Source organism: Sphingomonas sanguinis (genome assembly GCF_001476905.1).
Lineage (GTDB): Bacteria > Pseudomonadota > Alphaproteobacteria > Sphingomonadales > Sphingomonadaceae > Sphingomonas > Sphingomonas sanguinis_B.
The window spans coordinates 1-6,955 of the sequence record NZ_LDTE01000098.1 but is presented as its reverse complement, the minus strand read 5'-3'; the positions used below and the strand labels follow the sequence as shown (position 1 = coordinate 6,955).

Annotated in this window: 7 protein-coding genes and 1 pseudogene; 3 read left to right on the top strand and 5 right to left on the bottom strand. The window is 64.5% G+C overall.

Translation table 11 applies throughout. The features are described 5' to 3' along the window. Positions 1-41: 41 nt before the first annotated feature. A protein-coding gene (locus tag SB4_RS14575) for an IS3 family transposase (RefSeq protein WP_420893896.1) occupies positions 42-1,192 on the bottom strand; the annotation gives its coding sequence in 2 pieces (ribosomal slippage) (positions 42-940 and positions 940-1,192; 1,152 coding nt in all). Positions 1,193-1,313: 121 nt separating this feature from the next. Here SB4_RS14575 and SB4_RS20070 point away from each other — a divergent pair. After that, positions 1,314-1,742 carry a helix-turn-helix domain-containing protein gene (locus tag SB4_RS20070; protein WP_058753148.1) on the top strand — a complete coding sequence of 143 codons (429 nt, stop codon included), beginning with the start codon at positions 1,314-1,316 and terminating at the stop codon, positions 1,740-1,742. Here the strand turns inward: SB4_RS20070 and SB4_RS19125 are convergent. Continuing rightward, positions 1,673-2,430, bottom strand: a pseudogene (locus SB4_RS19125) (IS5 family transposase). The gene SB4_RS20070 and the pseudogene SB4_RS19125 sit on opposite strands and share 70 nt — an antisense overlap. 282 nt (positions 2,431-2,712) lie before the next feature. Then, complete coding sequence (locus tag SB4_RS14555; protein WP_058753146.1) at positions 2,713-3,705, bottom strand: aldo/keto reductase; 993 nt, start codon at positions 3,703-3,705, stop codon at positions 2,713-2,715. Positions 3,706-3,804: 99 nt separating this feature from the next. On the opposite strand from SB4_RS14555, the gene SB4_RS14550 reads away from it, so the two are divergent. Further along, positions 3,805-4,740 (top strand): LysR family transcriptional regulator, encoded by a 936-nt coding sequence (locus SB4_RS14550; RefSeq protein ID WP_058753145.1) that lies wholly within the window; start codon positions 3,805-3,807, stop codon positions 4,738-4,740. Between the two features lie 136 nt (positions 4,741-4,876). Here the strand turns inward: SB4_RS14550 and SB4_RS14545 are convergent, their stop codons facing one another. Together SB4_RS14545 and SB4_RS14540 are read right to left on the bottom strand one after the other, a co-directional pair. Next, positions 4,877-5,356, bottom strand: a complete 480-nt coding sequence (locus SB4_RS14545) for a cupin domain-containing protein (protein ID WP_058753144.1) — start codon at positions 5,354-5,356, stop codon at positions 4,877-4,879. Between the two features lie 13 nt (positions 5,357-5,369). Then, complete coding sequence (locus tag SB4_RS14540; RefSeq protein WP_058753143.1) at positions 5,370-5,591, bottom strand: hypothetical protein; 222 nt, start codon at positions 5,589-5,591, stop codon at positions 5,370-5,372. A gap of 96 nt (positions 5,592-5,687) precedes the next feature. Between SB4_RS14540 and SB4_RS14535 the strand changes: the two genes are divergently transcribed. Next, positions 5,688-6,581: a LysR family transcriptional regulator gene (locus SB4_RS14535; protein ID WP_058753142.1), complete on the top strand. Its 894-nt coding sequence runs from the start codon at positions 5,688-5,690 to the stop codon at positions 6,579-6,581. Positions 6,582-6,955: the final 374 nt, after the last annotated feature.

Here is a 6,955-nt window from a genome sequence, read left to right as displayed (position 1 = left end):
CCGCAGGGGTCGTCCACACATGCTCCCCGTCTTGTTACCGCTCAGACGTAGAGTCCGTAGGGATCATGCTTGAGGGTTGAGGGGATGGCAACGTGGTCCGGGGCATGCCCCGGACTACGTTGGCCGGCTATTTGGGCGGGGGTGCGCCCGCCGAACTGGGAGTGTGGCCTGACGGTGTTGTAGTCGAGACGCCAAGCCGCCAACACCGCTCTGGCGTGGGCCAGCGAGATGAACAGCGTCTCGTTGAGACATTCGTCGCGCAGGCGACCGTTGAAGCTCTCCACGAAGGCGTTCTGGGTCGGCTTGCCTGGTGCGATATAGTGCCACTCGACCTGCCGTTCCTGCGACCAACGCAGGATGGCGACCGAGGTGAGCTCGGTGCCATTGTCGCTGACAATCAGGAGCGGCTTGCCGCGCTCACCCAGCAGCGCCGTCAGCTCGCGTGCAACACGGGCGCCGGACAGTGACGTGTCCGCCACCAAGGCCAGGCACTCCCGGCTGAAGTCATCGACCACCGTCAGGATACGGAAACGCCGGCCACAGACAAAGGCATCCGACACGAAGTCGAGGCTCCAGCGCTGGTTCGGCTCCTGTGGCACCGTCATCGGTGCGCGCGTGCCCAGCGCCCGCTTCCGGCCACCACGCCGGCGGACCTTCAGGCCCTCCTCGCGATAGATCCGCAGCAGCTTCTTGTGGTTGGGCGCCAGCCCTTCCCGGGCAAGCAGATAGCCCAGCCGCCGATAGCCGAACCGGCGACGCTCCCCGGCCAGCTCCCGCAGTCGCTGGCGTAGGGTGCCGTCGTCAGACCGCACCGGCTTATAGCGGACCACCCGACGTGCCACGCCAACGATGTCGCAGGCGCGGCGCTCGCTGAGCCCCAGCCGTTCGCGGATGAGATGGACCGCCCGCCGCTTCGCGTCGGGCGTCACCAGTTTTTTCCCGCCATCTCCTTCAGCGCGGCGTTGTCGAGCATCGCGTCTGCCAACAGCCGCTTCAGCCGCGCATTCTCGTCCTCCAGCGCCTTCAGCCGTCGCGCCTCGGAAATCTCCAGGCCCCCATACTTGGCCTTCCACTTGTAGAAAGTCGCGTCGCTGATCCCATGCTTGCGGCACACGTCGGCCGTCTTCGTGCCGGCCTCCTGCTCCTTCACGATCGCGATGATCTGCTCGTCCGAAAACCTGCTCCGCTTCATCTATCCGTCTCCTATCGAGGCGGACTCTACCTCATCGCGGTCACATTCCAGGGGAGCAGGTCAAAGGCCATATCGGACTTTTTCGTAGCGCTGCGTAAGTCGGCAGGATCAATTGCCGCAAATGTTGCGGCGCATAGGGTCAACTATTAGCTCACCGCTCGCCCAGACATTGCTGGTCGAGGCACTTCGCCTGCACCTGACCAACCAGTCGGCACAAGCGTGGGGCTGGCTGGCAGCCCTGGGTGACTTGCGCATGTGCGCTGCACTCTCCGCGATGCATGCCGATCCGGCGAAACCCTGGATGCATGAAGACCTCGCCAAAACCGCTGGCATGTCGCGGTCGAGCTTCGGGGAAACATTCGGCCAGACCCCGCTAGAATACCTGACCCGATGGCGGATGATCCTCGCAGCGGACCGCCTGGCGCAGGGGCGTACGACGCTTGCATTGGTAGCACCGACAATAGGGTCAGGACTCGTTGATCAGAGCCAGAAGATAACGGTGGCGGCGAGAGCGATGGCCGAGAAGAAGGCGGTGGGGCAGCGGTCATAGCGGGTCGCGACGCGGCGCCAGTCTTTCAGGCGGCCGAACATCATCTCGATGCGGCTGCGTCGTCGGTAGCGGCGCTTGTCGTATCTGACGGGTTCATTGCGAGATTTCCGGCCCGGGATACAAGGCTGGATGCCTTTTGCATGCAGGGCGTCCCTGAACCAGTCTGCATCATAACCGCGGTCACCAAGCAGCCACTGTGCTTTTGGCAGATCATCGAGCAGCGCTGCCGCGCCAGTGTAGTCGCTGACCTAGCCTGCTGTCATGAAAAAGCTCAACGGGCACCCGTTCGCGTCGGCGACCGCATGGAGCTTGGTGTTCATGCCGCCCTTGGTACGCCCGATCAGGCGGCCGAGATCCCCTTTTTAACCCGCAGGCTCGATGCCGTGCGGTGCACCTTCAGGTGAGTCGCGTCGATCATGACCGTCTTCGGCTCGGAGTCCGCCGCAGCCAAGCCCTCCATCATCCGCGTGAACACGCCTGCCTCGCCCCAGCGCTTCCAACGGTTATACAACGTCTTGTGCGGGCCGTAGTCCTTGGGTGCATCTCGCCAGCGCAGCCCGTTTCGATTGACGAACACGATACCGCTCAGCACCCGACGATCGTCCACGCGCGGCTTACCGTGGCTCTTGGGAAAGAAAGGCCGAAGCCGTTCCATCTGCTCGTCCGTCAGCCAGTACAGGTCGCTCATTCCAGTCTCCTCTCGGAGCCTGAATCAGATCGCGCACCTCACATCAATGGGTCCTGACCCTAGCATTGCTGGTTGGTGCGGCGCACGATGCCGCTGGCCGTAATGCCATTCGCGCGTCTCCCGTTTGCGATCGGGTAACGAGAACCAGCCAGCTTTCCCGATATGCGACGAGCGTGGCGTTCCGGGAAAGTGACGTACGATCAATCCTTCTGCCAGGCCGGCATTCCGGCCCGGCAGAATGAAATCATCCGCATCTCCGGCATAGCGCGCCGGCCGAGCGCCTCACCGCTGCGGCAGCATCGCCATCTCGCGAGCGGCGTACCGCGCGCCCTGCACACCACCCAAGGCATCCGCGATCCGCGTGCGGTCGTCAGGCGTCAGCGTGATGTCGACCGCGGCTATATTGTCGTCGAGATGGGCGATCTTGCGCGAGCCGGGAATAGGGACGACGTCGTCGCCCTGTGCCAGCACCCAGGCGAGCGCAAGTTGCGCCGCGGTCACGCCCTTCTCATCGGCGATTGCGCGCAGGCGATCGACCAGCTTCAGGTTCGCCGCGAGATTGGCTTCGTCGAAGCGCGGTAGCGTGCTGCGGAAGTCGTCGGCTTCAAGGTCGGCCTTGCTGCGGATGTTGCCCGACAGGAAACCGCGGCCGAGCGGGCTGTACGGCACCAGGCCGATGCCCAGTTCGCGGCAGGTCGCCAGTATCTCGTCCTCGATATCGCGTTCCCAGAGCGAATATTCGCTCTGCAACGCGGCGATCGGATGCACCGCATGGGCGCGGCGGAGCTGGTCGGCGGTAACTTCCGACAGGCCGAGGAAGCGCGCCTTGCCCGCCTGCACCAGTTGGGCCATCGCGCCGACCGAGTCCTCGATCGGCGTCCTGGGATCGGGGCGGTGTAGATAGAAGAGGTCGATCACGTCGATGCCCAGTCGTCGCAACGATCCCTCGATCGCGTGGCGGGCATTGGCGGGCGTGCCATCGGCGCCGCGCATCCGCTCGAACCCCGTCGCGCCCTCCGGCGCGATGTCGAAGCCGAACTTGGTAGCGATCACGACCTGGTCACGCACCGCCTTAAGCCCGCGCCCGACGATCTCCTCATTCTCGTAAGGGCCGTAGACTTCGGCGGTGTCGAAGAAGGTGATGCCGCGTTCGACCGCATGGCGCAGCGTGGCGATCGACGTCGCTTCGTCCTGCCCGCCATAAGCGGCGGTGAACCCCATGCAGCCGAGGCCGATCGCCGAAACCTCAAGTTCACCCAATTTGCGGTTTTGCATCGTCGTTGCTCCTCTTCCGATTGCTGCGACGATATTGGCCCATTCCATTGTGCGGATTAGACGGCTTTCATCGGACAAGCCGTTCGATGAGGTGAGACAATGGATCGTGAGCGACTGGCGCGCCTGAGCATCTTTGCCGCCGTGGTGCAGGCGGGCGGGTTCCGGGCGGCAGCCAGGACATTGGCGATGTCCCCATCGGCGGTGAGCCATGCGGTGGCAGAACTGGAAGCGGCTCTCGGCGTAAGGCTGCTCAACCGTTCGACGCGCAGCTTGGCCTTGACCGATGCCGGGCGCGCCCTGCTCGACCGCATCGGCCCCGCGCTTGGGGAGATTGATGCCGCAGTCGCGGACGCCCGTGACAGCGATGCCGCGCCCGCCGGCCCGGTGCGGATCACGCTGACGCCCCTTTCGGCACACGCGCTGTTCGCGCCGCATCTCGCCGCGTTCGTCGATGCCTATCCGGGCATCACGCTCGATCTGGTGATCGACGACCGGTTCGTCGACACGGTGGCGGAAGGCTATGATCTCGGCGTGCGGCTGGGCGAGACGTTGCGTCCCGACATGATCGCGACGCGGATCGGCGGGCCGCTGCGGATGGCGGCGGTGGCGGCGCCGGCCTATCTCAAGCGATACGGGCGACCGACGAGCTTGGAGGAACTGGCGGATCACCGCTGCCTGCACCGCCGGCTGGGTGGTGGCATCTATCGTTGGGAAGTGACCCGCGGCGGTGCGGATCTGGTGCTCGACGCGCTGCCGCAGACCCTGATCGTCAACGACGATGCGCTGTTGCGGCGCGCGGTATGCGATGGCGCCGGCATCGCGTTCGTGATCGAGAGCGTCATGGCCGACGATCTGGCGGCGGGGCGGCTGGTCGAGCTGTTCCCCGAACATTGTCCGCCCTTTCTAGGCTTCTTCATCTATCATGCCAGCCGGCGACAGATGCGTCCGGCGGTGCGCGCAACCATCGATTTCTTCGTGGCCGCTAATCGGGTCGAGCCTTTTCGTTCGCCGCGCCTGCACGATAGCCTCGTTTAGGATTGCTATCGCGATCGTGGTTTCATTCCCACCGGGATCAAGGATCGGGAAAGAAAAATGGTTCTCGAAACCGATCGCAAAATGGGATTGCCGCCCGGCGATCTTCGATCGCCAAGGTGGCAATCCGGCTCAGCTATCAATCCGCCTGCGTCCAACCGGCGATGCCATCCACCGGCACCTGATCGTACCCCGCCATCAACGCGAGCATCGCGTCAGTGTCGTCAAGCCGGTCTGCATCGCTCAATTGCGCCATGCCCTCGAAAAACCCTTCACGGCTCAAGGCAGGCGTGAAGCTGAGCGTGAAGACCGCCGGTACGTCGCCCCGGTTGGCGAAGGCATGGACGACGCCCGGCGGGATCAGGATGAAATCGCCTGGCCCGGCATCCACCGGCACGCCATCGACCATCATCGCCAGCGTGCCGGCATGGACTTCGAAGGTTTCCGTCATGCGATCATGATAGTGCGGGCCGGCACCCGGAGACGCGGGGTCGAGGACGATGCGATAGATGCCGATCGCATCATGTGTCCGGTCGCTGGTGGCGAGATACTCGACAGTCATGCCGCCTGCACGCACGGTGCGGCCGGTGCTGCGGCGCTGGATAAGAGCCTGGGTCATGGTGCGGCCTCCCTCAACGGCGCAGCGCGATGGCGACGGGACGGATCTGCGCGGCGCTTGCCCTCCGAAACTCCAGCGAGCCACCGATAAAGGCGCAATCGTACCTCCACGACAGCCGCCCAAGTTCGTCGTCGGGACCGTTGTCACTGTGGCCGACGGCGGGGGGCTGGACACATCGCGCCGTGGCCGGTGCGGCGATCAGTGAGGCGAATGTGGAGGCGAAAGCAGACTGCATGGCGGGTTCCTTTCCTGTCCCAGCAACCTGATGTTACCAATTGGTAGAAACAATATTGCCGCTGATTGACCCAGCGTTGCCATCAGGGAAACGATCATGAGCCGCCTGACCGAGATGGAAGCGTTTCGCGCCGTGGTCGAACGGGGCGGCTTCGCCGCTGCGGCCGCCACACTCGGCTTGTCGAAAGCGAGTGTCAGCAAGCAGGTCGCGGCGCTTGAACATCGGCTTGGCGTCCAACTGCTGCGGCGGACCTCGCGACGCTTCTCACTGACCGAAGCCGGCGAACGCTTTCTCGCCGACACGACCCGCATCCTCGACGATCTCGCGCTGGCCGAAACACGCGTCGCGGAGGATGGGCCGCGTGGGATCCTGCGCGTCAACGCGCCGCTGACCTATGGCGTCGTGCGGCTGATGCCGGTCGTGTCGGCGATGCTGCGCGATCACGCCGATCTCGCGGTGCATGTCGATCTGGACGATCGCGGGCGCGACCTGATCGGTGAGGGATATGATGTAACCGTTCGCATCGCCGATCGCCTGCCCGACAGCAGCCTCGTCGCACGGCGGATCGGTGCGATCGACCATGTTGTGTGCGCGGCGCCCGACTATCTCGCCCGCGCAGGCACGCCGACGACGCCGGACGATCTTTCCGACCATGCGATGCTGATCTACGCACCGCGAGGACGGGGACGGCGCTACGTCTTCACCAACGATAGCGGCACCCGGACGGTCGATACGACCGCGCGGCTCGGCACCAGCACCACGCTGGCATTGCAGGTCGCGCTTAGGGAAGGGGCCGGGATCGCCGTCAGCCCGCGCTTCGCGGTCGAACGCGACCTCGCCGACGGCAGCCTCGTACCGCTGCTGTCCGACTGGTCGCTGCCGGGCTATGCCGTCTATGCGATGTATCAGGGCGGCGACTTCGTACCGGCCAAGACCCGGCATTTCATCGATCGCCTGGTCGGCCACCGCGCGGTTCTCGCCGATGGGTGAGGGTTGGCGGCAGCCTTCCCGTTTGGGAACGATTGATGGCAAGTGGGCCACGTCGATCATGTTGACGGTCGCCCGCGAGGTCCGCTTTCCCAAAACTGCCGGGTGAAGACGGAGAAACGGGAAAGGCGTGATCTCCCCCAGCGGCGCGTTACGGGAATGCGGTACGCAAGCCAAGCGGCCGAAACCGACTAAGTTGAAACCGGGCACTCAGCCGCTGAGAGGACCCAATTCCTGCCGTTCGCACGTGCCTTCTCGCTTCCCGAAAGCTGCCGCTCGTTTATTATAAACGGATCGGCTGCTTGAGCGAGCCCGATCGGCCCCTCGGAACGGCGAAGGTTGGTGGAAAGCGGCGTTTATTCTAGGGTCCAAACCCA

Coding starts and splice junctions, on each gene's coding strand:
- SB4_RS20070 (WP_058753148.1), top strand. CDS start 1,314: ATGTTGCGGCGCATAGGGTCAACTATTAGCTCACCGCTCGCCCAGACA.
- SB4_RS14555 (WP_058753146.1), bottom strand. CDS start 3,705: ATGCAAAACCGCAAATTGGGTGAACTTGAGGTTTCGGCGATCGGCCTC.
- SB4_RS14550 (WP_058753145.1), top strand. CDS start 3,805: ATGGATCGTGAGCGACTGGCGCGCCTGAGCATCTTTGCCGCCGTGGTG.
- SB4_RS14545 (WP_058753144.1), bottom strand. CDS start 5,356: ATGACCCAGGCTCTTATCCAGCGCCGCAGCACCGGCCGCACCGTGCGT.
- SB4_RS14540 (WP_058753143.1), bottom strand. CDS start 5,591: ATGCAGTCTGCTTTCGCCTCCACATTCGCCTCACTGATCGCCGCACCG.
- SB4_RS14535 (WP_058753142.1), top strand. CDS start 5,688: ATGAGCCGCCTGACCGAGATGGAAGCGTTTCGCGCCGTGGTCGAACGG.